The following is a 3,365-nucleotide window of genomic DNA, read 5'->3' as shown; positions in this document are numbered from 1 at the left end:
ACGGTGGGTTTTGGCAATAACGGGCTTGCGAAAGCCAACTTGCACGGGGCGAATGATCAAAAAGTGCTCGCTGGCGGTGATAGGGAAAGTGTCGGCGCCGGCTTCACGGATTCAGGTATTAGAAACAGTGGTTTATGCCTGTTTGAGTGGCGATATAACATCAATAATCATGCTGGCGCGCTCAATAGTGTTATGTTGAAGGGCGTATAATCACTGTTATGTTTTAAGGAGGTAGTTTGAGTAAAGTCGTTGGACGCTGGCGAATTAAGTGGATGGAAATGTGGGATCAAGACTTTGTTGATCTTATCGAGCCCGGATACTTCCAGTTCGATGAAGATGGCCTCGGCTTTTTTGTATTCGGAGCAGTTGAGGGCCAAATCGACTACCGCATTCCAGATGATGGAGGGCGAGTCGAGTTTTCTTGGTCTGGAAATGATGATGGTCGTGAAAAGTCTGGCCGTGGTTGGTTTCAGTTTTCATCTTCAAATTCAGCGAAAGGGGAACTCTTCATTCATTGTGGAGACGAGTCGGCCGTAGAAATCGAATATCAAACATAACTGTCCCTGCTGTATCGAGACCGCGGCCCGCCTCAAAGCCAATACCGGGCTGTTCTCGAAAGCCATCACCATGGCCTGGTTCAGGGAAACAGCCTGGCTGGCTTTGGCCTGCTGATATTCTTTCAGCGACACACTCTCTTGTGCCTGGGCCGACACCATGGGAGAGACGGCCAAGGCTCCCGGAACTATCATCGCGCACAACAACAATCGTTTGTTCATTCAGTATCATCCTGGCTGTTTGACTGAGGTCAGTGAGTCAGCATTTTTGCGTGGGATTCCGGAGCGACCTTACAGACAAACCTTTAATACAGTTTGAAATTCAGGCACCGGATAAGAAATGAGCTTTGGCGGCAGGGGGGGGGCAGAGGTAAGGGCGAGGATGTCGAGTCACCGGGCGTCAAGGCAGGCGCACGATGGTGGGTTCTTGCATGATAAATAAAAACCGGCCCGTCATTTGGGCCGGCTTTTTATTCTGGATCTGAATTGCTTGTGATCACTTGGCCGATCAGAAACTCCTGCTCCAACCCAGCCAGAACTTCGGATCATCCGAGTTGACAGAGCCAAGCGCGTCGGTTGACTCAATGTCCGCGTACTCCACGTTAACACTGAAAGAACCGAAGTTTCCCGCATCCTTTGTAACGTTGGCGGCGACGTGTGAATAACTTGCCTCGCCGACAGAAGCCTTGCCGTCATCAGCGAAGTCGTAATAGCCAAGCGTCACACCGGCACTGTAGCTGTCCTCCAGAGGCACCCCAACAGAGGCGTAGTAATAGGCATCCCCCTGCACGAACACCCCATCACCACTGGTGTCGCTGTTGATCGTGTAGGCCAGGCCGATGGCCGCAATGCCATAACTGATCTCGCCGTACAGTTCGCCGAAGTCGATGGAGCCCGGCGCGTCAGGATACGCATAATAAATGTACCCAACGTCATAACCCAGTTCTTCCACAGAGCCGGAGAATCCGGCATAAAGATCAAGCTCATAGCTGGTGCCGTCACCAAAATCGACATTGGAACCCCAACCACCGGCGTAGAAGCCCGACGCATGCTCATAATCCAACCCTCCCTGGACAGCCGCAGCCCCGTCTGTCTGGGTGACGCCCCGGAACAGATAGTTGCTGCTGGCGCTCACATTTGAGCTGACGTCAGCGCTAACAATGGCGGGCGCAGCCTGAAGTGCTGCAAGCAAAGTGATACTGATAAAACCTGATTTGGTGAAAAACTGCTTCTTCATAATGGATACCTTCGGTTGGGTTTCATTGCTCCAAATATGATTTAGCAAAATTCCTGCCACATCTTATTTATTCTTGTTTATCATAATTATAGAGACAAATCGGCGCATTCTGAGCTTGCCCCCGAAAAACGACCGCAACACCTAGCGCCCCAGAACCTGTCACTGACCCGGACCGGCGCCCTGTTTTGATGCCATTCTCTGTAACTATTCTGTAATCTTTGCCAAGTAGGCTTTAATAGCGCTTCAACACACATAAGCAAACCAAAAAGGTGAGACAGATCATGAGCAAGAAATATTTGGGCTTGGCTTTGGCGATTTCTGCCGCTTCTGCTGCACAGGCCGGAACTGTTACGACCAGCGGCAAAGACCTTGTGATCGATACCGAGAGCGGTATCAAGGTGAAAACGTCTGACAATTCTGCGTCTTTTCAGCTCGGCGGGCGCCTTCAATGGGATTACGACGCCACGCAGTCTGACGCCAACGGTGTTGACACTACCGATTTCGACGTGCGCCGGGCACGCCTCTACGCCAAGGGCCACTTTGGCGACTGGGCGTACAAAGCCCAGTTCAACGTGGCTGAGAGTGATGGCGCCGACGGCGGGAACGCTGAGGACCTGTACATTCGCTACCTGGGATTTGGCTCGACGGCAACCGTGACTATTGGTAAGCAGAAAGAGCCATTCGGCCTGGAACAATTAACGAGTTCAAAAGACATCTCGGCCCTTGAGCGATCCGCCATGACCGAGCGTTATACCCCCGGTCGCAGCGGCGGCATCCAGCTCAGTGGCAAAGGCAGCAACTGGACCTACGGTATCGGCTATTTCGAGGCAGACGGCGATGGCAGCGACGACTTCAATAACACGGCAGTAACCGCACGGGGCACGGTTGCACCCGTTCAAACGAATAATGCTGTTGTTCATCTTGGTGCGGGTTATACCACGCGTGATGCCGACACTCAGGCCAATGAGGTCGATACGTTTAATCTGGAATTGGCCGGCGCTTTCGGGCCCTTCCATGCCCAGGCCGAATATTTCGATTCCGAGGAAGGCCAGGTGGATGTTGATGGCTATTACGTACAGCTTGGCTGGATCATCACCGGCGAAAGCCGTCCTTACAAAGCCGGAGCATTCAAGCGGGTAAAACCGGCATCACCCAAAGGGGCCTGGGAAGTTGTTGCCCGCTTTGAGGATGGTGACGGAAAATACAGTGATGTGGGGCTGGCCACGACCGACGGTGAGCAAACAACACTGGGCGTTAACTATTACGCCAACAAGAATGTTCGACTTGGAATGAGCTACATGGATGGCGAAGAAGCCAATGGCGCTAGCGGAGATGAAGTGCGTGCGAGGTTACAATATGCATTTTGACCGCATGGAGGTCGCTTGAATGAGTTTGCGGCTTGATATAGTTCTTGAGAGTTAATGAAATACTCAGGTTTTGGGCAGATATTAATGGGTAAGCGGATTAAATGGTTGATCTTACCTTTGCATGAGAGTGAGACAGACCGGCATCTCATCGGATTATCTGGTTGATGCTTCACCTACTGCTGGTGCATGTTTCCTTCGCTAATTCCA

At 51.9% G+C, this 3,365-nt stretch carries 4 protein-coding genes; 3 read left to right on the top strand and 1 reads right to left on the bottom strand.

Features of this window, described 5'->3' with window-relative positions; genetic code table 11:
* Positions 1–210, top strand: a 210-nt coding sequence (locus HZS80_RS23320; protein ID WP_218927822.1) for a hypothetical protein, incomplete at its 5' end; no start/stop codon positions are given.
* 26 nt (positions 211–236) lie between these two features.
* Positions 237–557: a hypothetical protein gene (locus tag HZS80_RS23110; protein ID WP_164834383.1), complete on the top strand. Its 321-nt coding sequence runs from the start codon at positions 237–239 to the stop codon at positions 555–557.
* A gap of 505 nt (positions 558–1,062) precedes the next feature.
* Here the strand turns inward: HZS80_RS23110 and HZS80_RS23105 are convergent.
* Positions 1,063–1,791 (bottom strand): TorF family putative porin, encoded by a 729-nt coding sequence (locus tag HZS80_RS23105; protein WP_035566949.1) that lies wholly within the window; start codon positions 1,789–1,791, stop codon positions 1,063–1,065.
* A 281-nt stretch (positions 1,792–2,072) separates the two neighbouring features.
* On the opposite strand from HZS80_RS23105, the gene HZS80_RS23100 reads away from it, so the two are divergent.
* On the top strand, positions 2,073–3,158 hold the full coding sequence (locus HZS80_RS23100; RefSeq protein ID WP_035566952.1) for an OprO/OprP family phosphate-selective porin: 1,086 nt from the start codon (positions 2,073–2,075) through the stop codon (positions 3,156–3,158).
* Positions 3,159–3,365: the final 207 nt, after the last annotated feature.

Origin of the sequence: Vreelandella glaciei, assembly GCF_013415125.1 — a bacterium.
GTDB classification, from domain to species: domain Bacteria; phylum Pseudomonadota; class Gammaproteobacteria; order Pseudomonadales; family Halomonadaceae; genus Vreelandella; species Vreelandella glaciei.
Note: the sequence above shows the minus strand (reverse complement) of the source record. Positions and strands in the feature narration are given on the sequence as shown.